The organism is Streptomyces sp. ATLC9, from assembly GCF_057196705.1.
The window spans coordinates 1-21,928 of the sequence record NZ_JBXUOY010000063.1; the positions used below are offsets into that span (position 1 = coordinate 1).

Here is a 21,928-nt window from a genome sequence, read left to right on the forward strand (position 1 = left end):
CCCCCTCCCCGACCGGGGGCCGGCGCCGCGGCACGTCCGCGCACCGGTCGGCCACCCCCCGCCAGGCGGGCCGGGGACCCCCGTGGCCACCGGACCCCAGCGCACCGGAGTGATCCGCGGCAGCGACTTGCCCTGCCGCACCATCGCCTCGCGGTACTCGTCCCAGTCCGGGTGCTCGCCCGCGATCGCCCGGTGGTACTCCACCAGCGGCTCCACCGCCCCGGGCACGTCCAGCACCTCGGCGGCGCCGTCCACCTGCGCCCACGGACCGCCGAAGTCCTCCGACAGCACGATCACGCTCACGGCCGGATCACGGCGCGCGTTGCGCGTCTTGGCGCGCCCGGGACACGTCGAGACCACGATCCGCCCCGCGCCGTCCACCCCGCACGACACCGGCGACCCCTGCGGAGAGCCGTCGGCACGGCGGGTGAGCAGCACCGCCCGGTGCCGGGGACGCGCGAAGTCCAGCAGTTCCCCGAGTCCGACACGGGGACACGGGTGTTGGTGGCGATGGAAGGGCTCATGGCCCGAGCCTGCGCCGCGCCATCCGGGGCGCCGCACCCCAGCACGCCGCGCCGCACGCGGCCCGTATCCGCCCACCGGACCGGGCGGGGAGGGGAAGCCGACAACGCATAGAGTCGGTGACCATGACGAACAGCGAGATCGACCCGTCGGTGCAGGCAGAGCTCACCCGCCTGCGCGACAGCATCGACAACATCGACGCCGCCGTGGTGCACATGCTCGCCGAGCGCTTCAAGTGCACCCAGCAGGTCGGCCGGCTCAAGGCCGAACACCGGCTGCCCCCGGCCGACCCCGCCCGCGAGGCCCAGCAGATCGCCCGGCTGCGCTCCCTCGCCGAGAGCGCCAAGCTCGACCCGGCCTTCGCCGAGAAGCTGCTGAACTTCATCATCGCCGAGGTCATCCGCCACCACGAGACCATCGCCCGCTCCTGACCGCCCCGGTCACGCGGCTCTGGTCACGCGGCTCCGGCCGGAACGCACGGCACGGGGCACCCGGTGCGCCCCGCCCGGCCGATACGGCAGCATGAACGCCATGCCCGCACTGACCCGAGAAGAGGCGCGGAGCCGAGCCCGGCTCATCGACGTCCAGCACTACACCGTCGACCTCGACCTGACCCGGGGAGAGGAGGTCTTCGGCTCCACCACCACCGTCCGCTTCACCACCCGCGAAGCGGGCGACACCTTCGTCGAGGTGCGGCCCCACACCCTCCACCGGGCCGCCCTCGACGGGAACGCACTCGACCCCGCCTCCCTCACCGACGGGCGCCTGCCGCTGACCGGCCTGAACACGGGTGAACACGAACTGCGCATCGAGGCCGACATGGCCTACTCGCGCACCGGCGAAGGAATGCACCGCTTCACCGACCCCGCCGACGGCCGCACCTACCTCTACACCATGTGCTTCCAGACCGAGGCCCCCCGCGTCTTCGCCGCCTTCGACCAGCCCGACCTCAAAGCCCCCTTCACCGTCACCGCCACAGCCCCCGAGGAGTGGACCGTCCTCGGCAACGGCGCCGCCCGGCGCGTGGAAGGGGAGCCCGGCCGCTGGGAGTGCGCCACCACCCCACCGCTGAGCACCTACTTCATGGCACTGGCCGCCGGCCCCTGGCACTCGGTGCGCACCGAGCACGCCGGAATCCCCTTCGGCCTGCACGTACGCCAGTCCCTCGGCAGCCACCTCGACGACGACGCGCAGGAACTGCTCGACATCACCCGCGCCTGCTTCGACCGCTACCACGAGATCTTCGACGAGCCCTACCCCTTCGACTCCTACGACCAGGCATTCGTCCCCGAGTTCAACGCCGGTGCCATGGAGAACCCCGGACTGGTCACCCTCCGCGACGAGTACATCCACCGCTCCGCCGTCACCGAAACCCAGCTCCAGACCCGCGCCGTGACCATCGCCCACGAGATGGCCCACATGTGGTTCGGCGACCTGGTCACCCTGCGCTGGTGGGACGACATCTGGCTCAACGAGTCCTTCGCCGAGTACATGGGCTACCAGGTCCTCGCCGACGCCACCCGCTTCACCGCCACCTGGACCGAGTTCGCCGTCGACCGCAAGTCCTGGGGCTACGACGCCGACCAGCGCCCCTCCACCCACCCCGTCGCCCCCGAACCCGAAGCGGTGCCCGACACCGCCACCGCACTGCTCAACTTCGACGGCATCTCCTACGCCAAGGGCGCCTCCGCGCTGCGCCAACTGGTCACCTGGCTCGGTGAGAAGGCCTTTCTCGCCGGCATCAACGACCACTTCGCCCGCCATCGCTTCGGCAACGCCACCCTCGCCGACCTCCTCGACTCCCTCGCCCGCGCCTCCGGCCGCGACGTCCACGCCTGGGCCGACCGCTGGCTGCGCACCACCGGCGCCGACACCCTCACCCCCCGCGTCACCACCGACGCCCGCCACTGGCACCTGGAGACCACCCACACGGGCGACCGCCCCCACCGCCTCACCATCGGCCTCTACGACCTCGACGGCACCGGGGCGGAAGACCGCCTGACACCCCGCGAACCCCTCACCGCCGACATCCCCGCCGACGGCGGTCACACCCTCACCGCCCACGGCCCCCGCCCCGACCTCGTCCTCCTCAACGACCGCGACCTCACCTACGCCAAGGTCCGCCTGGACACGGGCTCCTGGCACACCGTGCGACGCGCCCTGTCCCACCTGCCCGACCCCCTCACCCGCGCCACCGTCTGGAACGCCGCCCGCGACATGGTCCGCGACGGCCTGCTGCCGCCCGCCGACTACCTGGACACCGCACGCGCCCACCTGCCCCGCGAGAGGGACAACGCCGTCCTCGCCGGCGTCCTGCACTTCGCCCGGAACGAGATCGCCGACCGCTACCTGCCGCCCGGGCAGCGCACCACCGCCCTGGAAACCCTCACCGACCTCGCCCGCGCCCTGCTGGAGAGCGAACCGGACGGCGGCGGACGCGACGGGGGAGCGCACCTGACCGCCGTACGCGCCGCCATCGACAGCGCCACCACTCCCGGCGAACTCCACCACTGGTGGACCACCGGCACCCTCCCCGGCGGACGCCCCCTCGACCACGAACTGCGCTGGCGTCTCCTGCACCGCCTCGCCGTCCTCGGCGCCGTGAACACCTCCGACATCGGCGCCGCGCACGACGCCGACCCCAGCGCCACCGGCACCGAGGGCGCCGCACGCTGCCGTGCCGCCCTGCCCGACCCCGCCGCCAAGGAGGCCGCCTGGCAGACCCTGTTCGACGAGGCCGACACCCTCTCCAACTACCTGCTCAAAGCCACCTTCCAGGGCTTCTGGCACGCGGAGCAGTGCGACCTGCTGCGCGACTACGTACCCCGCTACTTCGAACAGGCCCCCACCCTCGCCGCCCGCCGCGGCCCCGCCATCGCCCAGGCACTGGGACGGCACGGCTTCCCCCGCCCCTTCACCGACGCCGACACCCTGGCACTGGGACAGCGGCGCCTGGCCGACGACTCCCCCGTCCCCGCCCTGCGACGCTCCCTCGCCGACGAACTCGACGACCTCGCCCGCGCGTTGCGCGTGCGCGCGGCGCACTGACGCGGGTGGGTGGGGCCGCAGCCAGGCGGCCCCACCCGCAGCAACCCTGTTTCACTTCATCTCATCGCAGGGAGTGCGTTTCATCAGAACTTTTCGGTACTCGATAAGGAATTCAAGCATGGCCTCCTCATCGGCCGTGTTCTCACTTGACTTGACCGCGATGAAGAGATCTTGATTGTCTCTTTTGGGGGCACAGCGCATCACGCTGAGGCCGCTGTCATTTGAGTACACATATTTTTCATCGGCTGTTTGATGGTCGGGCCTCACGTAGGCGTGGACGACGGCGAAGCGCCTGGTCGACCATCCACTTTCCCACCACTCCCGCTTCACCTCGAAGGCTACTTCTCCGTCTACCGAAGCGCTGCACACTTTCCTGAAGTCTTCGTTACCCTCCTCGTTCAGTTTGATTTCCTTCCCTGGTGGCAAGAAAGGCGCTAGCTTGTCCGGTTCCACAGCTACATCGCACAGCGTTTCGGGAATTTTATATTTGCGACCCTCCTTCTCTTCTTCGCAGGCAGTTATCGACAAACACATGACCGCAGTCGCGGCAGCGGTAACGCCAATGGCTCGAAGAGGGGGTATATTCACGATGCATCACCGGAAGACCTCAAATTAGCCCCTTCGCTGTGGCTGCTTCCCGTCTGGTCGCGAGCTGCCCTCTTTAGGCTTTCAAGAGTGGCGCTATTTACTTCCGGGTGATCTCGTGCTGCACGCGCAACGGCTGCCATGGCGGAATCAACCGCTGCGTCACGTCCGTTGGAATAGTCCCGCATGCCGTTATCGCCAACTTTGTTGGCGTCCTTCTCGGCGCTCTTCACCACGCTCTCCGTGATGTCCTCGGCCAGCCAGTTGATGACCTCACCCACCACCGGGACCCGCTCCGGGAGGAGTGACGTGCCCAGTTCAACGGTGCGGGTGGCCCACTTGCCCTTGTCACCCGCGGCCTCGTTGAAGTCCTTGGCGGCCGCTGTGTTGTAGTCGTGAACGGCGTCGGCACGGGCATCGCTCATGATGCCCGCCATCACGGCACCTGGGGCGACCGCGCTGCTCACCTTCTGCTCCAGGGAGACCTCCGATTTGTCCTCCCCGCTGAAGACCCCGTCGAACACCTTGTCCACCATCAGCGTCGTGTACGACTGCTGAGCACTGGTGATCGCGGCATACGCGTCCGGATCCTGCCCCACCTCGCCGAGGAAGCTCACCACATGGCTGGTGTTCTCGAAGACCGCGGGAACACCGTTGACCGGGAAGCCGTCCGACGCGGGGGAGTCCCCGTACATCGAGCGCTGGAAATCGCCGATGTACTCCGCCGCGATGTTGCCCAGGCTGTCCCGCAGCACATGAAGAGGGCCGGACTTGAGATCCTCGAACTTCTCGTCCTTCAGGTTCTCGTTGTGGCGGATCAACTCGGGATGCTCGCCGAAGTGCGCCACCAGACGCTCGGTGAACTCCGCGCGCTCCGAGGTGTGCTTGACCGGCTCCGTCGACTGACTGTCGTACGCGCGCCCGGTCGCCGCCGCCTCCAGGGCGTGCCCCAACGCGTTCGGCCCGTACTCGAGGACATCCTCCGATCCGGCCGTGCCCGGCTTCGCCAGGGTGTCCGGCGGCCACTCGAAGTCCTCCCCGAGGAACTCGTCGAAGTACTGGTAACCCAGCTCGGCACCCTTGTCGACGGTGCCGTCCTCCCGGTACACCACCGGATCACCCGTGAAGAACCTCTCCGCGGCCTCCGGGCTGTGCCCCAGTGCCTCCAGCACGCTCGTCAGCGGGTCGTAGCCCGCCCCGCCCTTGCCGGACGGGTTGTAGCCGAGGTCCGCATCGCCCATGCCCGCCGGTCTGTTCGACGTGAACCGCATGGGCTCGTCGTGGTGGAGCTGGGTGATGTGCTCCGCGACCGGGGTGAGGAAGTCCGCGTCGTAGTCCCCGTAGCGCACGAGCCCACCGAGAACCTGGTAGCCGTACGGCCGGGGACCGAACGGGCCCGGCTCCAGCTCGATCTGCCGGGTGCCGAGCCTGCGGAACTCCTCGCCCCAACTGGCCGGCAGGTGCGTCTTGTTGTCCGGGTCGGTGGCGGTGGCCAGCGCGATGCCCATGTTCCGCTGGAGGTCCCGGGACAGCGCCAGCCGCTCCTCGTTCTCCTCCCCGTCCCCCAGAGTGCCGTCGAGCGACATCCGGGCGTAGAACCGCAGAGCTTCCTCGGGGCCGCCCAGCCCCTTGTAGAAGGCCGCGGAGAACTCCGGGTCCTCGGCGTTCGCGCCCACCAGACCGTTGAACTCGCGGTACTGGGCATCCGACATGTCCGGCCCCAGCTTCGCCAGCTCCACGGCGCGCTCGGCCTCCGCCTCGTCCAGGGAGCTGTACTGGACGTGCCCGAAGTTGTGGGAATCGCCGCCGTGGACCCTCTTCAGCGCCCGAGCCGCCAGGTCGTCGATCTCCTCGGCCCGCGCGATCAGCCGGTCGATCCGGGCCGCCAGATCCTTGCCCGCCCGGCGCTGCTCCTCGGAGGGGGCGCCGTTGTCCGGCTGGCGGTCGAGGGAGAACCCCACGGTCCCGTCGCCGTTGTCCCTCACCCGGATGCCCTGCTCACGGCCGCCCTCGACCTCCTTGATCAGGTCGGCCTGGACGGACTTCAGATCCGCGTGCGCGTCCCTGAGGACGTTCCTGATGCTCCTGGCCTGTGCCGCCGCGTCACCGAACTCCCTGGCCGTCCTGCGGACGAACGGCTTGGTGACGGAGGCGTTCTCGCCCTTCCAGTCGGCCTTCTCGGCCTTGGCGGCCATACCGGTGCGGGCGTCGTCCGCCAGCTCGTCCAGTCCGGTGACCACCGACTCCCAGTCCGACACCGCCCCCGACAGGCCGGAGAAGGAGACCCCGTACAGATCGGTGAAGGTCAGCTTGGCCATGGTGCCGCTTCCCCCGTCCCCTCCGTGCTCACCTGTAGTAGCGCTCGATCTCCGACACCGGCATGGCCGAGCCGTCGCGGCGCCGCATCCGCGCCTCGATCTCCTTGTCCTGCCTGGCGTAGGACTTCGCGCTGTAGTCGAGGTGGTTGGAGATGTGCGCGCAGGACTGCAGCAACGTCCTGAGCTGGGAGTCCCACACCCCGACAGTGATGCCGAGCTCCTCGCCCAGCGTGAAGTTGGCGTTCTTCAGAGCGGTGGCGGCGCCGCCGCTGGACCCGCGGGCGATGTCGCCGTCCCTGCGCAACCGTCCGAACAGCACATGGGCGTCGTGCCCGATGGCCCCCAACTCGTCCTGGGCGGCCGACAGATCATGCCCGTCGCCCCCGCCCCCGCCCCCGCCATCACCGGGGCCGGCCTCGTTCAGCCGCGTCCCGGCACCGCCCCGCTCCGAGGCCTTCGCCACCAGAGCGGACCACTCCTCGTCGAACGACACACGCCCTCCCCCGAGTCGGTCGATTCACTGCGTGACCAGACGATAACAGAAGGGAGTGGGTGTGAGTGGTGGCCCTGAGCGCGGGCCCGCGTACGCCGTCGCATGCCGCCGCAGAAAACGGAAACGCTCGTCCGAGCGATCTCCCGCCCATTTCGCAAGTTGTTAACGGCCTTATATGGAACGGTCGTTGAACAGTTCCCTTCCCACAGTTCCCTACCCGCGGGTAAGTCATAGGCTCGTTGCCATGCGCCGCGCGAAAATCGTCTGCACACTGGGCCCCGCCACCGATTCGTACGAGCAGATCAAATCCCTCGTCGAAGCCGGAATGGACGTGGCCCGCCTCAACCTCAGCCACGGCACCCACGCCGAGCACGAGGAGCGCCACCGTCGCGTGCGCCGAGCGTCCGAGGAGACCGGCCGCGGTGTCGGCGTCCTCGCCGACCTTCAAGGCCCGAAGATCCGGCTCGGACGATTCCGCGAAGGCCCCGTACTCCTCGAACGCGGCGACGAGTTCACCATCACCACCGAGGACGTCGAGGGCGACCGCGAGCAGTGCGGCACCACCTACGAAGGACTCGCCGCCGACGTCGCACCCGGCGAACTCATCCTCGTCGACGACGGCCGCGTCGGCCTGAGGGTGACCGCCGTCGACGGTCCCCGCATCCGCACCGAGGTCACCGAAGGCGGCATGGTCTCCGACCACAAGGGCCTCAACCTCCCCGGCGTCGCCGTCTCCGTACCCGCCCTCTCCGGCAAGGACATCGACGACCTGCGCTGGGCACTGCGCGCCGGTGTGGACCTCATAGCCCTCTCCTTCGTCCGCAGCGCACGCGACATCGCCGACGTCCACCGCGTCATGAAGGAGGAGGACCGCCACCTCCCCGTCATCGCCAAGATCGAGAAACCCCAGGCGGTGGAGAACCTGCCCGAGATCGTCGCAGCCTTCGACGGCCTCATGGTCGCCCGCGGCGACCTCGGCGTCGAGATGCCCCTGGAAACCGTCCCCCTGGTGCAGAAACGCGCCGTCGCCCTCGCCCGGCGCAACGCCAAACCGGTCATCGTCGCCACCCAGATGCTCGACTCGATGATCGGCTCCTCCCGGCCCACCCGCGCCGAGGCCTCCGACGTCGCCAACGCCGTCATGGACGGCACCGACGCCGTGATGCTCTCCGGCGAGACCAGTGTCGGCAACCACCCGGCCGAGACCGTCAGGACCATGGGCCGCATCGTCGCCGCGGCCGAGGAGGACATGCTCTCCCAGGGACTGCGTCCGCTCGCCGAGAGCGCCAAACCACGTACCCGGGGCGGCGCCGTGGCCCGCGCCGCGGCCGAGATGGGCGACTTCCTCGGTGCCGAGTACCTCGTCGCCTTCACCCAGTCCGGCGACACCGTCCGCCGCTTGTCCCGCTACCGCTCACCCATCCCCGTCCTCGCCTTCACCCCCGACCCGGCCACCCGCGCCCAGCTCAACCTCACCTGGGGCGTGGAGACCTTCCTCGGGCCCACCGTGAGCAGCACCGACGAGATGGTGGAGCAGGTCGACGAGCGGCTGCTGGAGATGGGGCGCTGCGCCAGGGGCGACAAGGTGATCATCACCGCCGGCTCCCCGCCCGGTGTCCCCGGCACCACCAACATGGTCCGCGTCCACCGCATCGGCGACGGGCACCCCGGCCGCTGACCGGGCTCCGGGCGGCCGGACCGGCCGCCCCCTCGAACCGGGAGGCCCCGGCCGCCGCCTCGCGCCAGCGGCGGGCGGGGCCTCCCCCGTCCCGCCTTTCAGTGCTTCGGCCCGATGTGCGCGTCCATCAGCGCCACGGACGCCCGGCGGGCGACGGAGACGTTGCACACACCCGAGCGTCGGTATGTCATCTTCCATTCGACCCCGACCTTCTCAAGGGCCTCCACGTAGATGCGCACGATATCCTGTGACTTGTTGGCGAAGAAGTATCGCGGGTACTCGTAACGCTTGCGTTCGCCTCCCACGAGCCTGACCGTCCAGTTGGTGATGCGGCACCCGTCGGCATGGAGCAAGCCCCGAACCAACTCCCAGGGGTGTTCGTCGACGATCTTTTGCTGCCAGGGTTCGAGCAGGATCGGCCGTTCGTGTTTTTTGCCCCGGCCGTGTTGCGGGAAGAGGCACCAGAGATACCGAGAGTAGACCTTCACGTTGTGGCAGCCGCTTCTGCGGACACGGCATACGGAGTTGTCTGGGAGCACTCTCCGCATTGCGGCCTCACAGGCATCCATCAACCCAGGCCAGTCATCCGAGCAGGCGATCATCAGGTTCGGTACTCGGTGGGCGGAGTACTGGATGATATGGCCGTCTCCCAGGTAAAGGCCGAGAAGGTAGGCGTAGGCACTCTTGTCGAGGTCTCGTCCGTCGCAGCGGGGACAGGTAGGGGAATGCTTTCCCGGTAGTTTCCCCTGCCTGGCACGTTCCATGTGCAGCCAGTAGCTGACGGTCCCGGCGGGAACGTTCAGCGTGCGGGCGACCTCGGCATTCCTTGCGCCGCCCCTGATGAGGTCGAGAGCTTCCTGGCGAATCTCGGTGCCGTGAAGTTCCATGCAACTACTGTGCGTGAAAAAACCTGGCTGCAAGGGGCTGGCGGCTGAATTTCACGAGAACGTGAAGCTCCGCTTATGAGGAGAAAAGTGCCGGGTGCGGGATTCGAACCCGCACGCCCTTTCGGGCAATCGCTTTTGAGGCGATCATGTCTTCCCTTCCATCAACCCGGCGGGGTGTCGCTCCGCGAGTGTACCGGGTGACGGGCCGCTCCATCAGCTGGGTACCCTCATAAGTCCGACCTGGCCGGAAAACGAGGAGCCCAGTGAGCACCGCGGACACCCCTGAGCCCATCAGCGCCGACGGCGGCGCCGACAGCACGGCCGGCGCGGCCGGCGAGCGGGCGCACGTGCCTCCGGAGACGACGCGGGTCGTCATCGCCGAGGACGAGGCGCTGATCCGCCTGGACCTCAAGGAGATGCTGGAGGAGGAGGGGTACACCGTCGTCGGCGAGGCCGGGGACGGGCAGAGGGCCGTGGACCTGGCGCGGGAGCACCGGCCGGATCTGGTGATCATGGATGTGAAGATGCCCGTGCTCGACGGGATCTCGGCGGCCGAGAGGATCGCCGAGGAGTCGATCGCCCCGGTGCTGATGCTGACCGCGTTCTCGCAGCGCGAGCTGGTGGAGCGGGCGCGGGACGCGGGTGCGATGGCGTATCTGGTGAAGCCGTTCAGCAAGAGCGATGTGGTGCCCGCCATCGAGATGGCGGTGTCGCGGTTCAACGAGATGAAGGTGCTGAGCCGGGAGGTCGCCGACCTGGCGCAGCGGCTGGAGACGCGGAAGCTGGTGGACCGGGCCAAGGGGGTGCTGCAGACGCAGTACGGGCTGACCGAGCCGGCCGCGTTCCGGTGGATCCAGAAGACCTCGATGGACCGCCGGCTGTCGATGCGGCAGGTGGCCGAGGCCGTGATCCAGGACGCCGAGGAGAAGAAGCAGCAGCGGTGACGCCCGTGCGGGGCCGCGGGAAGCGGTCCCGGCGCGAAGCGGAGGGAGGTCGCCGGCGGGAGCGGCCGGTTCCCGCCGACGGCCGGTCTTCGCCGGGGCCGGATCCGCGTGGGCCGGGGGCCTTGACCGGGAGCTTTGGCGGGGTGACGGGGGATTCCGGATCCTCGTACGGGCCGTGCGCGGTCGCGGGCGGGGTGCGGCGGTGGCGGGGATTCGCCGTCCGTGGTCCGGGAACTCACGAGTCCGACCCCTGATGATCTTTCCCTTTCTGTCCGTTCTCCGGTAAGGAGTGTTCTGTTTCCGGCGCATGGCACAGGTCACAGGGAGATCACATCTGCCGCTCTCACCTATCTGGTCTGCTTCTGGGGCAATAGATTCCGGGCCACGCCGCACGTACGTACGTGCGGACCGCGACGCCGGAACGGTACGGCGATCGTCGTGATCTGAGCAGGCTCCAGGGGGTTCCACGTGCTCAACAAGACCATCGTCAAGCTGGCCATTCCCATGGCCGTCGGCGCGCTCGCGCTGACCGGTTGCGGCGGAGGGGACAGCGGCAGCGGCGACGCGTACAAGATCGCCTTCCAGGGCCCGCTCTCCGGCGACAACGTGCAGCTCGGCCAGAACATGGAGAACGGCATCAAGCTGGCGATCGACCAGGCGAACGCCGAGGGCGACCTCGGGTTCGAGGTCGAGTACGTGCCGGTCGACGACCAGGGTCTGCCGGACAAGGCGACCACCGCCGCGCAGAAGGCGATCGACGACGAGGACGTCGTCGCGGTGATCGGCCCGGCGTTCTCGGGCCCGGCGGACACCGCCGCCGAGATCTACGGGTCCGCGGGCCTGGTGGCGCTGTCGTCGTCGGCGACGCGTCCGGACCTGACGACCAAGGGCTACGAGACGTTCCTGCGCGCGGTGCCGAACGACAGCGCCCAGGGCGCCGGGATGGCGAAGTACCTGGCGGACGAGGCCAAGGCCGAGAAGGTCGTGGTGGTCGACGACAAGACCGACTACGGCATCGGTCTGGCGGACGTCGCGGAGAAGGACCTGAAGGCCGCCGGTGTCGAGGTGGTGCGTCAGAGCGTTCCGCAGAAGACGCCGGACTACAGCGCCGCGGCGAAGAACGTCACGAAGAACAAGCCGGACGCCCTGATCTACGCGGGCTACTACCAGGACGCGGGCCCGTTCGCCAAGAAGCTCAAGGAGGCGGGCTTCGACGGTGTGGCGATGTCGGGTGACGGCACCAACGACGCGCAGTTCATACAGCTGGCGGGTGACGCCTCGGACGGCTGGCTGCTGACCTGCCCGTGCACGGACGCCACCGAGGAGGACGCGACGAAGAAGTTCGCCGCGGACTACGAGAAGGAGTTCAAGCAGGCTCCGGGCACGTACTCGGCCGAGTCGTACGACGCCGCGATGATGATCATCGAGGAGATCAAGAAGCTCCACGAGGACGGCGGTGTCGAGCGCCAGGCGCTGGTGGACGCTCTGCGCGCGGCGAAGTACAAGGGTCTGACGAAGGAGTTCTCCTTCGACGACAAGGGTGAGTTCACCAACCAGACCATCTACCTGTACCAGGTCAAGGGCGAGGGCATCGAGTACCAGGGCAGCATCGACGAGCTGGCCGGCTGAACCGGCCTGCGCTTCCGGCCGGCCGGCGCGGTGGGTTCGCTCCCGCGCCGGCCGGCGTGACACCGGCGGGCACCGCCTTCGTGCCGGGCGTCCGCCTCCGTGATCCTCGCGCCGCCCGTTCCCCGAGTGCTGAACGCACGGCCGGGCGGCACATTCCCACAAGGAAGACAGTTCGATGTCCCTCAGTGAGTTCTGGGACTTCCTCGTCCTAGGGGTGGTGCTCGGCAGTCTCTACGCCGTCATCGCCATCGGCTACACGCTGGTGTACGGCGTGCTCCAGCTTCTGAACTTCGCGCACAGCGAGGTCTTCATGTTCGGCGGTTACGGCGGCCTGCTGGCCCTGACCGCCCTGATCCCCGAGTCGACGCCCTCCGGCACGGGCTCGGTCGCCTACGTCCTGATCGGCATGCTGGCGGGCGCGGCGCTGGGCGGTGCGGTGGCCTTCGGTCTGGAACGGGTGGCGTACCGGCCGTTGCGCAGGCACCGCGCGCCGCGCCTGGTGTTCCTGATCACCGCGATCGGCGCCTCGTTCTTCCTGTACAACCTGGCGGGCAAGCTGTTCGGCCGCAACCCGCTGCCGATGCCGTCGATGTACGAGAACAAGAAGGTGCTGAGCGTCTTCGGCGCCGAGCTGACGGTCACGCAGGTGCTGATCCTGGTGTCGGCGGTGGCGATGATGGTCGGCCTGGACTACGTGGTGAACCGTACGAAGATGGGTTCGGGCATCCGTGCGGTGGCGCAGGACCCGGAGGTCGCGTCGCTGATGGGCGTGGACATCGACAAGGTGGTGTCCCGGACGTTCGTGCTCGGCGGTCTGCTGGGCGGTGCGGCCGGCTTCCTGTTCGGCACCAACAGCCAGGTCTGGTACACGATGGGCTTCCTGCCCGGTATCACGGCCTTCGCCGCGGCGGTGCTGGGTGGCATCGGCAATGTGCGCGGCGCGATGCTGGGCGGTCTGGTGCTGGGCGTGGTGGAGACCATGACGGTGGGCCTGTGGGGGGATGACTGGCGTTACGTCGGCGCCTTCGTGGTGCTGGTGCTGGTGCTGATGGTCCGTCCGACCGGCATCCTCGGCGAGCGTGTGGGGAGGACGGCGTGAGCATCAAGACCTCGACTGCGAACGGGGCCGGGCAGGACCCGCCGAAGAGCGTCACGGCGCCGCTGTCGGCGGCGGCCCGGCTGCGAAGGGTGCGCTGGTACCAGGAGCCGCGCTGGCGGCGGCTGGGGGCACTGCTGGCGCTGGCGGTGACGCTCAGGCTGATGACGGGCGAGGAGGGCACCACCCAGGATCTGTTCCTGGCGCTGCGCGAGGACTTCACCGGTGTCGGTCTGTGGATCTGGCTGGCGATCGCGGTGGCGGTCTGGGCGGTGCGGGAGTTCCTCACCGACCAGACCTCCCGTGCGGTGGAGGGCACGAGGAAGGTCTCCGCCGGCCCGCTGGAGCGGGCCCGGCAGGTGTGGTCGGCCGACAGGCGGGTCCGTATGGGCGTGCTGACGGCCGTGCTGGCGCTGGTGGTGTTCGGGCCGCTGGGGGTCGAGCGGTACTGGCAGCAGGTGCTGGTGGACCAGATCGCGATCTTCGTGCTGCTGGCGATCGGTCTGAACGTGGTGATCGGCTGGGCGGGTCTGCTGGACCTGGGCTTCATCGCGTTCTTCGCGATCGGCGCGTACAGCGCGGCGTACTGGACGGGAGCGCTGCCGGTCCAGCCGCCGGTGGCGCTGAACAACTTCCTGGTGCTGCCGATCGCGGTGCTGACCTGTCTGGTGGCGGGGGTGATCCTGGGCGCTCCGACGCTGCGGCTGCGGGGCGACTACCTGGCGATCGTGACGCTGGGCTTCCACGAGATCGTCTACCTGATGGCGAAGAACGCCGACGGGGTGACGGAGGGCGCGCGGGGTGTGAAGGTCGAGCGGTTCAGCGTCGATGTGGGCTTCTTCTCCTACGAGTGGAAGCTGGACCCGATGCCGTACTACTGGCTGCTGGTGGCCTTCATCGTGCTGGCCATCTTCCTGTTCCTGCGACTGGAGCACTCCAAGGTGGGCCGGGCGTGGACGGCGATCCGCGAGGACGAGGTGGCCGCGGCGGCCACGGGTGTGCCCACGGTGCGCTACAAGCTGATGGCGTTCGCGATCGGCGCGTCGACCTCCGGCGTGGCCGGGGTGGCGTACGCGAGCAAGGCCGGGTACTTCAACCCGGAGAACTTCGCGATCCTGCTGTCGATCCTGGTGCTGGCCTACGTCATCTTCGGCGGCATGGGGTCGATCCCCGGGGTGCTGTTCGGTGCCGCGTTCCTGGTGTGGCTGCCGGAGTACCTGCGCGAGTGGGTGGATCCCAAGGACCGCTACATGTACCTGGGCGCTCTCCTCGTCATCATGATGATCTACCGGCCGCAGGGCGTGCTGCCCTCCCGCCGCCGCAAGCGCGAACTGCGGATGGCGGAGGCGGGGGTCGGCGGAGCCGACGCGACCGGCCCGGCGGAAGGCAGGCAGCCGTGACCACCGAGACGGTGAAGAAGGAGCAGGGGCCGGCGGGCGGTTCGGCCGGCGCCGGTGAGCTGGTGCTGGAGACGTCGGGCGTGACGCTGCGGTTCGGCGGCCTGACCAGTCTGGACAACGTCGAGCTGCGGATGCGGCGCGGTGAGGTGCTGGCGGTCATCGGGCCCAACGGCGCGGGCAAGACGTCGCTGTTCAACTCGCTGACGGGCGCGTACGTGCCGCAGGAGGGTCGGATCGTCTTCCGTCCGCGCGAGGGCGGCGAGCACTCGCTGCTCGGCGCCAAGCCGCATGTGGTCAGCCAGTGGGGTCTGGCGCGTACGTTCCAGAACATCCGGCTGTTCGGGGCGCTGACGGCACTGGAGAACGTCAAGATCGCGGCGGAGACGCGGCTGAAGGCCGGCCCGGTGTCGATCATGCTGGGGCTGCCGAACGCGCGTAAGGCCGAGCGGGCCAGCGACCGCCGGGCGCACGAGGTGCTGTCGTACGTCGGTCTGCTGGGGAAGATGAACGAGCTGGCGGGGTCGCTGAGCTACGGCGACCAGCGGCGGCTGGAGATCGCGCGGGCGCTGGCGACGGATCCCCAGGTGCTGCTGCTGGACGAGCCGGCGGCGGGCACCAACCCGACCGAGAAGCTGGAGCTGGAGGAGCTGATCCGGCGGATCAACACCGAGCTGGGCGTGAGCGTGCTGCTGATCGAGCACGACATGCGGCTGGTGATGTCGGTGGCGGACCGGGTGATGGTGCTCAACTTCGGCAAGAAGATCGCCGAGGGGGCCCCGTCGCAGGTGCAGCGGGATCCGGCGGTGATCGAGGCGTATCTGGGCGCGGCGTCCGGGGACGCCGCGCCGGAGGACGCCGGGACCGGGGCCGGGACGACGCCGCAGCGGGACATCGAGGAGCGTAAGTGAGCGTCACCACGGATCTGAAGAAGGAGCCGCAGGGCGGCGAGCCGGCCGCCCCGGTGGTGCTGGAGCTGCGTGATCTGCGGGTGTTCTACGGCGCCATCGAGGCGCTCAAGGGCGTCAACCTCACGGTCCGCCGCGGGGAGGTGGTCGCGCTGCTCGGCGCCAACGGCGCGGGCAAGACGACCACGCTGCGGACGGCGTCGGGGATGATCGCGCCGCGCGAGGGGCAGGTGCTGCTGCACGGGGAGCGGATCGACGGCATCAAGTCGCACGATCTGGTCCACTTCGGCATCGGCCATGTGCCCGAGGGGCGCGGGGTGTTCCCGAGGATGACGGTCCGGGAGAACCTCCAGATGGGGGCGTACCGGTTCAAGTCGGTGGACAAGGCCGACATGGACCGGGTGTTCACGCTTTTCCCGAGGCTGGGGGAGCGCAAGAGCCAGCTGGGCGGGACGCTGTCGGGCGGTGAGCAGCAGATGCTGGCGATCGGCCGCGCTCTGATGGGCAAGCCGGAGGTGCTGCTGCTGGACGAGCCGTCGATGGGCCTGGCGCCGCTGATCGTCCAGCAGATCTTCGAGATCGTCAAGGAGATCAACGAGCAGGGCACCACGGTGCTGCTGGTGGAGCAGAACGCCGCCCAGGCGCTCAAGATGGCCGACCGCGGCTATGTGCTGGAGACCGGTGCGGTGGCGATGGAGGGCGAGGCGTCCGGGCTGCTGTCGGACCCGCGGGTGCGGGCGGCCTATCTGGGCGAGGGCGCCTGACAGCTCCCCTCATCGAGTACGGCGGCGGTGCCGGTGACGGTGCCGGAGGTCAGCCCGCGGTGGTGGGTGCAGTTGAGGTCCACGCCGACGGCGATCCTGGTGGGGCCGCCGTGGAGCATGGCGCCGACGGAGCCGAGGGTCTCGGCCAGCACGGCGGAGGCGCCGCCGTGCAGCAGTCCGTAGGGCTGGGTGTTGCCCTCGACGGGGAGGGTGCCGACGACCTTGTGGGGTGCGGCGTGGGTGATGACCAGGCCCATGCGCTCGCCGAGGCGTCCGGCGGAGAACAGGGCGGGCAGGTCGATGCCGAGCCCGGCCCACTGGTCGAGGATCTCCTGGGGGAAGACGGTACTGGTCGGCTCGCCCATGGGCGCGCGGCTCCGATCGTCGTGCCGGGGCCGGTGGGGCACGGCCGTGCGGCGGGTGATGGGTGTGTTCTACACCGTCTTACTTATCAGAGGAGCCGGCGGGTCCCGGGGCGGGGGTGAGGCGGATCACCACGGACTTGCTGGCGGGGGTGTTGCTGGTCTCGGCGGTGGCGTCGAGGGGGACCAGGACGTTGGTCTCGGGGAAGTAGGCGGCGGCGCAGCCGCGGGCGGTGGGGTAGTGGACGACGCGGAAGCCGGGGGCGGTGCGCTCGCGGCCGTCGTCCCACTCGCTGGTCAGGTCGGCGTAGGAGCCGTCGGGCAGGCCCAGGTCCGCGGCGTCGCCGGGGTGGACGAGGACCACGCGGCGGCCCCCCTCGATGCCGCGGTAGTGGTCGTCGAGGCCGTAGACGGTGGTGTTGTACTGGTCGTGGGAGCGCAGGGTCTGCAGCAGCAGGCGGCCGGGTGGCAGGTGCGGCCAGGTCAGCGGCGCGGCGGTGAAGTTGGCCCTGCCGGTGGCGGTGGGGAAGCGGCGCTCGTCGCGCGGGGCGTGGGGCAGGGTGAAGCCGCCGGGGCGGGCGACGCGTGCGTTGAAGTCGGCGAAGCCGGGGACGGTGCGGGCGATGCGGTCGCGGATCGCGGCGTAGTCGGCCTCGAACTCCTCCCAGGGCACGGGGTGGGCGGGGCCCAGGGCGCGGCGGGCCAGCCGGCAGACGACGGCGGGCTCGGACAGCAGGTGCTCGCTCGCGGGGGCGAGGCGTCCGCGGGAGGCGTGGACGACGCCCATGGAGTCCTCGACGGTGACGAACTGCTCACCCGATGCCTGTACGTCGCGCTCGGTGCGGCCGAGAACGGGCAGGATCAGGGCGCGGGTGCCGGTGACGCAGTGGGAGCGGTTGAGCTTGGTGGACACGTGCACGGTCAGCCGCGCCCGCCGCATCGCGGCCTCGGTCACCTCGGTGTCGGGGGAGGCGGCGACGAAGTTGCCGCCGAGGGCGAAGAACACCTTCGCCCTCCCGTCCCGCAGGGCGCGGACGGCGTTCACCACGTCCAGGCCGTGCTCGCGCGGCATGGGGACGCCGAACTCCGCCTCCATCGCGTCCAGCAGGGCCTCGGAGGGCTTCTCGACGATGCCCATGGTGCGGTCGCCCTGGACGTTGCTGTGGCCGCGCACCGGGCAGACCCCGGCGCCGGGGCGGCCGACGGCGCCGCGCAGCAGCAGGAGGTTGACGATCTCGCGGATGGTGGGCACGGCGTGCCGGTGCTGGGTCAGGCCCATGGCCCAGCACACCACGGTGCGCTTTGAGGCCAGCACCAGTTCGGCGGCGCGGTCGATGTCGGCCGGGGCGAGCCCGGTGGCGCGCAGCACGTCGGTGGGGTCGGCGGCTCGGGCCGCGGCGGCGAACTCCTCGTAACCGTGGGTGTGTTCGCGGACGAATGCCTGGTCCACCCCGTCCTCGGCCTCCAGCACCCGGCGGCACAGTTCGCGGAAGAGCGCCTGGTCGCCGCCGATGCGGATCTGCAGGAACAGGTCGGTCAGCGGCGTGCCGGGGCCGGCCAGGCCGCGCAGGGTCTGCGGGTTGCCGAACCGCTCCAGGCCGGCCTCGGGCAGCGGGTTGACGGTGATGATCCGCGCGCCGCCCCGCTTGGCCCTCTCCAGCGCGGAGAGCATGCGCGGATGGTTGGTGCCCGGGTTCTGCCCGGCGACGATGATCAGGTCGGCGTGGTGGAGGTCTTCCAGGAGCACGCTGCCCTTGCCGACGCCGAGGGTCTCGGTCAGGGCGGCGCCGGAGGACTCGTGGCACAGGTTGGAGCAGTCGGGCAGGTTGTTGGTGCCCAGGCAGCGGGCGAGGAGCTGGTAGAGGAAGGCGGCCTCGTTGCTCGTGCGGCCGGAGGTGTAGAAGACGGCCTCGTCGGGCGAGTCCAGGGCGCGCAGTTCGCCGGCGACGATGTCGAGGGCCTCGTCCCAGCCGATCGGCTCGTAGCGGCCGGATCCCTCGGCCAGGTACATCGGACGGGTGAGGCGGCCCTGCTGCCCCAGCCAGTACCCGGAGCGCGCCGCCAGGTCGGCCACGGGGTGCTCGGCGAAGAACGCGGGGGTCACCCGTCGCAGCGTGGCCTCCTCGGCGACGGCCTTGGCGCCGTTCTCGCAGAACTCCGCGGTGTGCCGCCGCTCCGGCTCGGGCCAGGCGCAGCCGGGGCAGTCGAAGCCGTCCTCCTGGTTGACCCTCAGCAGGGTCAGCGCGGTGCGCCGCACCCCCATCTGCTCCCCGGCCGCGCGCAGGGACCGGGCGACGGCGGGCAGACCGGCGGCACGGCGGCGCGGGGGACCGACCCGGGGGGCGTCCTGGACGGGATCAACGGCGGGCGGCTTGCGCTTCATGGCCGCAGATCCTGCCACGCTCCACCGGGACGCGACAGTGGCTCCAGGACGGCCCGTGAACCGGTGTCGGTGGTGCGTGGCAGGATCGGTGCGTGGCCAAGAATGCATCGAAAGCGACCGCAGCGAACTCCTCCGATCCGCCCGAGCCCCAGGACAGGCGTCTGCTCCTGCTGGACGGGCACTCCCTCGCCTACCGAGCGTTCTTCGCTCTGCCCGAGGAGAACTTCTCCACCACCACCGGGCAGCCGACGAATGCGATCTACGGGTTCGCCTCGATGCTGGCGAACACGCTGCGTGACGAGGACCCCACCCATCTGGCGGTCGCCTTCGACGTGTCGCGCACGACCTGGCGGACCGAGGAGTTCACCGAGTACAAGGCGAACCGCTCCAAGTCGCCGGAGGGCTTCAAGGGGCAGGTGGAGCTGATCGGCGAACTGCTGGACGCGATGGGCGTGCGGCGGTTCGCGGTGGAGGGCTTCGAGGCGGACGACGTCATCGCCACCCTGGCCACGCAGGCGGTGGCCGAGGGGTTCCACGTCTCGATCGTCACCGGCGACCGCGACTCCTTCCAGCTCGTCAACGACGCGACGACGGTGCTGTACCCCACGCGGGGTGTGTCGGAGCTGACCCGTTTCACCCCCGGGAAGGTGGAGGAGAAGTACGGCCTGACCCCCGAGCAGTACCCGGATTTCGCGGCCCTGCGCGGCGACCCGTCGGACAACCTGCCCGGTATTCCCGGGGTGGGCGAGAAGACGGCCGCGAAGTGGATCAGGCAGTTCGGCTCCCTGGCCGAGCTGCTGGAGCGCGCCGACGAGGTCAAGGGCAAGGTCGGGGAGAAGCTGCGCGACCATCTGGACAGCGTCCGGCTCAACCGGCGGCTGACGGCGCTGGTGTGCGACGTGGAGCTGCCGGCCGGCCCGTCGGACCTGGTGCGGGCGCCGTACGACCGGGGGGCGCTGGATGTGGTGCTGGACGCCCTGGAGTTCCGCAACACCGGCTTCCGCGACCGGTTGTACGCGGTCGACCCGGGCGCGTCCGGCCGGGAGGAGGCGGCCCCGGCGGACGGCGTGGAGGTCGACGGTGTGGTCGCCGGCGCGGGGGAGCTGGCCCCCTGGCTGGCCGAGCACGCCGCCTTTGGAGCCGATCCGCTGGGCGTGGCCACCGTCGACAGCTGGAAGCTGGGCTCGGGCGGCGTCGCCGAGATCGCCCTGGCCACCGGACGGGGCCCGGCCGTGTGGTTCGACCCGGCCCGGCTGGACGAGGCCGACGAGCGGGCGTTCGCGGCGTGGATCGCCGACGGGGACCGGCCGAAGGTGATGCACGACGCCAAGGCGGTGATGCGGGTCTTCGCCGAGCACGGCTGGAGCGTCGCCGGTGTCACGACCGACACCGCGCTGGCCGCCTACCTGGTGCAGCCGGGCCGCCGCTCGTTCGCCCTGGAGGCGCTGTCGGTGGAGTTCCTGGGCCGGGAGCCGGCCCGGCCCGCCGAGAGCAGCGGGCAACTGGCGCTGGGCGCGGACGAGGAGGCCGAGGCGGACGCGCTGATGGCCCGTGCCCGCACCGTCGTGGACCTGGGCGGAGCGCTGACCGGACGGCTGGCGGAGGTCGGCGCGTCCGGTCTGCTCCAGGACATCGAGCTGCCGACCTCGGGCCTGCTGGCGCGGATGGAGCGGGCGGGCATCGCCGCGGACCGCGAGTGGCTGGGCCGTATGGAGCAGCAGTTCGCCGCGGCCGTCCAGCAGGCGGTGCGCGAGGCGCACGCCGCGGTGGGACACGAGTTCAACCTCGGCTCGCCCAAGCAGCTGCAGGAGGTGCTCTTCGGCGAGCTGGGCCTGCCGAAGACGAAGCGGACCAAGACCGGCTACACCACGGACGCCGACGCGCTGACCTGGCTGGCGACGCAGACCGAGCACGAGCTGCCGGTGGTCATGCTGCGCTACCGTGAGCAGTCCAAGCTGCGCACCACCGTCGAGGGCCTGATCAAGACGATCGCCGCCGACGGCCGCATCCACACCACGTTCAACCAGACGGTCGCCGCCACCGGCCGGCTGTCCTCGACCGACCCCAACCTGCAGAACATCCCGGTGCGCACCGACGAGGGCCGGGCCATCCGGCGGGGCTTCGTGGTCGGCGAGGGTTACGAGTCGCTGCTGACGGCCGACTACAGCCAGATCGAACTGCGGGTCATGGCGCACCTGTCGGAGGACGAGGGCCTGATCGAGGCGTTCACCTCCGGCGAGGACCTGCACACCACCGCCGCCTCCCAGGTCTTCGGTGTCCCCAAGGAGCGGGTGGACCCGGAGATGCGCCGCAAGATCAAGGCCATGTCCTACGGGCTGGCCTACGGGCTGTCGGCCTTCGGCCTGTCGCAGCAGCTCGGCATCACCGCCGACGAGGCACGCAGGCTGATGGACGCCTACTTCGAGCGTTTCGGCGGGGTGCGCGACTACCTGCACCGGGTGGTGGAGGATGCCCGGGCCACCGGTTACACCTCCACCATCCTGGGCCGCCGCCGCTACCTGCCCGACCTCAACAGCGACAACCGCCAGCGCCGCGAGATGGCCGAGCGGATGGCGCTCAACGCCCCGATCCAGGGCACCGCCGCGGACATCGTCAAGATCGCGATGCTGAAGGTGGACCGGGCGCTGGGCGAGGCGGAGCTGCGCTCGCGCATGCTGCTCCAGGTGCACGACGAGATCGTGCTGGAGGTCGCTCCGGGCGAACGGGAGGCGGTGGAGGAAACGGTGCGCCGTGAGATGGCCGGGGCCGCCCGGCTGAGGGCGCCGCTGGACGTCTCCGTGGGCTCCGGCGAGAACTGGGAGGACGCCGCCCACTGAGGCGGTCGGGCAAGGCGTGTGGCGCCCCGGGTCCCGTTCCCGCGCCCGCGGGGGCCCCCGCGGCCGGGGGGGACCGG

General features: G+C 70.1%; 15 protein-coding genes, 1 tRNA gene and 2 pseudogenes. 10 read left to right on the forward strand and 8 right to left on the reverse strand.

The genetic code is table 11. The features are described from left to right. Nucleotides 1-524: pseudogene (locus AC2CJA_RS09820) on the reverse strand (PPOX class F420-dependent oxidoreductase); the annotation flags it as partial. Between the two features lie 123 nt (nt 525-647). Between AC2CJA_RS09820 and AC2CJA_RS09825 the strand changes: the two are divergent. Beyond that, nucleotides 648-953, forward strand: a complete 306-nt coding sequence (locus tag AC2CJA_RS09825; protein ID WP_484602275.1) for a chorismate mutase — start codon at nt 648-650, stop codon at nt 951-953. Nucleotides 954-1,053: 100 nt separating this feature from the next. Next, complete coding sequence (pepN, locus tag AC2CJA_RS09830; RefSeq protein WP_484602276.1) at nt 1,054-3,570, forward strand: aminopeptidase N; 2,517 nt, start codon at nt 1,054-1,056, stop codon at nt 3,568-3,570. Between the two features lie 51 nt (nt 3,571-3,621). Here the strand turns inward: pepN and AC2CJA_RS09835 are convergent, their stop codons facing one another. The 3 genes from AC2CJA_RS09835 to AC2CJA_RS09845 are packed head-to-tail and all read right to left on the reverse strand — an operon-like array spanning nt 3,622 to nt 6,966. After that, nucleotides 3,622-4,098 carry a hypothetical protein gene (locus AC2CJA_RS09835; protein ID WP_484602277.1) on the reverse strand — a complete coding sequence of 159 codons (477 nt, stop codon included), beginning with the start codon at nt 4,096-4,098 and terminating at the stop codon, nt 3,622-3,624. 56 nt (nt 4,099-4,154) lie between these two features. Beyond that, entirely contained in the window at nt 4,155-6,473 is a 2,319-nt protein-coding gene (locus AC2CJA_RS09840) for a hypothetical protein (RefSeq protein WP_484602278.1), read from the reverse strand. A gap of 28 nt (nt 6,474-6,501) precedes the next feature. Further along, complete coding sequence (locus tag AC2CJA_RS09845; RefSeq protein ID WP_484602279.1) at nt 6,502-6,966, reverse strand: hypothetical protein; 465 nt, start codon at nt 6,964-6,966, stop codon at nt 6,502-6,504. Nucleotides 6,967-7,210: 244 nt separating this feature from the next. On the opposite strand from AC2CJA_RS09845, the gene pyk reads away from it, so the two are divergent. Continuing rightward, nucleotides 7,211-8,644, forward strand: a complete 1,434-nt coding sequence (gene pyk, locus AC2CJA_RS09850) for a pyruvate kinase (protein WP_484602280.1) — start codon at nt 7,211-7,213, stop codon at nt 8,642-8,644. Between the two features lie 98 nt (nt 8,645-8,742). On the opposite strand, the gene AC2CJA_RS09855 is transcribed toward pyk, so the two are convergent. Together AC2CJA_RS09855 and AC2CJA_RS09860 are read right to left on the reverse strand one after the other, a co-directional pair. Further along, the gene (locus tag AC2CJA_RS09855) at nt 8,743-9,531 is read right to left on the reverse strand and encodes a helix-turn-helix domain-containing protein (protein WP_484602281.1); all 789 of its coding nucleotides are present in this window, start codon (nt 9,529-9,531) and stop codon (nt 8,743-8,745) included. 88 nt (nt 9,532-9,619) lie between these two features. Next, nucleotides 9,620-9,702 (reverse strand) — tRNA-Leu (locus tag AC2CJA_RS09860). A 92-nt stretch (nt 9,703-9,794) separates the two neighbouring features. Here AC2CJA_RS09860 and AC2CJA_RS09865 point away from each other — a divergent pair. From AC2CJA_RS09865 to AC2CJA_RS09890, 6 genes are all read left to right on the forward strand, one after another. Next, nucleotides 9,795-10,475 (forward strand): ANTAR domain-containing response regulator, encoded by a 681-nt coding sequence (locus AC2CJA_RS09865; RefSeq protein WP_484602282.1) that lies wholly within the window; start codon nt 9,795-9,797, stop codon nt 10,473-10,475. Nucleotides 10,476-10,943: 468 nt separating this feature from the next. Next, the gene (locus tag AC2CJA_RS09870; RefSeq protein ID WP_484602283.1) at nt 10,944-12,104 is read left to right on the forward strand and encodes a branched-chain amino acid ABC transporter substrate-binding protein; all 1,161 of its coding nucleotides are present in this window, start codon (nt 10,944-10,946) and stop codon (nt 12,102-12,104) included. A 175-nt stretch (nt 12,105-12,279) separates the two neighbouring features. Beyond that, the gene (locus tag AC2CJA_RS09875) at nt 12,280-13,203 is read left to right on the forward strand and encodes a branched-chain amino acid ABC transporter permease (RefSeq protein WP_484602284.1); all 924 of its coding nucleotides are present in this window, start codon (nt 12,280-12,282) and stop codon (nt 13,201-13,203) included. Further along, complete coding sequence (locus AC2CJA_RS09880) at nt 13,200-14,600, forward strand: branched-chain amino acid ABC transporter permease (protein ID WP_484602285.1); 1,401 nt, start codon at nt 13,200-13,202, stop codon at nt 14,598-14,600. Before AC2CJA_RS09875 ends, AC2CJA_RS09880 begins: the two co-directional genes overlap by 4 nt. Next, nucleotides 14,597-15,508 (forward strand): ABC transporter ATP-binding protein, encoded by a 912-nt coding sequence (locus tag AC2CJA_RS09885; RefSeq protein WP_484602286.1) that lies wholly within the window; start codon nt 14,597-14,599, stop codon nt 15,506-15,508. The genes AC2CJA_RS09880 and AC2CJA_RS09885 overlap by 4 nt, the downstream gene beginning before the upstream one ends. Next, nucleotides 15,505-16,269 carry an ABC transporter ATP-binding protein gene (locus tag AC2CJA_RS09890; protein WP_484602287.1) on the forward strand — a complete coding sequence of 255 codons (765 nt, stop codon included), beginning with the start codon at nt 15,505-15,507 and terminating at the stop codon, nt 16,267-16,269. Before AC2CJA_RS09885 ends, AC2CJA_RS09890 begins: the two co-directional genes overlap by 4 nt. Here AC2CJA_RS09890 and AC2CJA_RS09895 read toward each other — a convergent pair. Continuing rightward, nucleotides 16,263-16,634, reverse strand: a pseudogene (locus AC2CJA_RS09895) (PaaI family thioesterase); the annotation flags it as partial. The gene AC2CJA_RS09890 and the pseudogene AC2CJA_RS09895 overlap by 7 nt on opposite strands. 79 nt (nt 16,635-16,713) lie before the next feature. Further along, a complete protein-coding gene (locus AC2CJA_RS09900) occupies nt 16,714-19,014 on the reverse strand; it encodes an FdhF/YdeP family oxidoreductase (RefSeq protein WP_484602288.1) in 2,301 nt (766 codons plus the stop codon). Nucleotides 19,015-19,106: 92 nt separating this feature from the next. Between AC2CJA_RS09900 and polA the strand changes: the two genes are divergently transcribed. Beyond that, on the forward strand, nt 19,107-21,851 hold the full coding sequence (gene polA / locus AC2CJA_RS09905) for a DNA polymerase I (RefSeq protein ID WP_484602289.1): 2,745 nt from the start codon (nt 19,107-19,109) through the stop codon (nt 21,849-21,851). Nucleotides 21,852-21,928 lie beyond the last annotated feature (77 nt).